Source organism: Streptomyces sp. HSW2009 (genome assembly GCF_040240285.1).
In the GTDB taxonomy this organism is placed as follows: domain Bacteria; phylum Actinomycetota; class Actinomycetes; order Streptomycetales; family Streptomycetaceae; genus Streptomyces.
The window spans coordinates 1-404 of sequence record NZ_JBEHZD010001174.1; the positions used below are offsets into that span (position 1 = coordinate 1).

Annotated in this window: 1 protein-coding gene; it reads right to left on the reverse strand. The window is 64.9% G+C overall.

Annotated features, from left to right (window positions below; translation table 11 throughout):
• On the reverse strand, nt 1-404 hold a 404-nt coding region (locus AAHZ94_RS35095; RefSeq protein ID WP_349997689.1), incomplete at both ends, for a KR domain-containing protein.

Here is a 404-nt window from a genome sequence, read left to right on the forward strand (position 1 = left end):
GAGAAGAGGATGAAGAAGTCGAGTGGGGTGTGGTGGGTGAGTTGGTGGAGGTTCCAGGCGGTGTGGGTTTTGGGGCGGAGTACGGGGTGGGTGCGTTGGGGTGTGAGGTGGGTGAGGAGTGCGTCGTCGAGTGTGCCGGCGGTGTGGATGATGCCGGTGAGGGGGTGTTGGGGTGGGATGGTGTTGAGGGCGTTGGCGAGTTGTTGTTTGTTGGTGGTGTCGCAGGTGGTGATGGTGGGGGTGGCGCCGAGTTGGGTGAGTTGGTGGTGGAGTTGGGTGGCTCTGGGTGCGTGGGGTCCTTGGCGGGAGAGGAGGAGGAGGTGGCGGATGTTGTGGTGGGTGACGAGGTGGTGGGCGACGAGGCTGGCGAGTACGCCGGTGCCACCGGTGATCACCACCGTCCC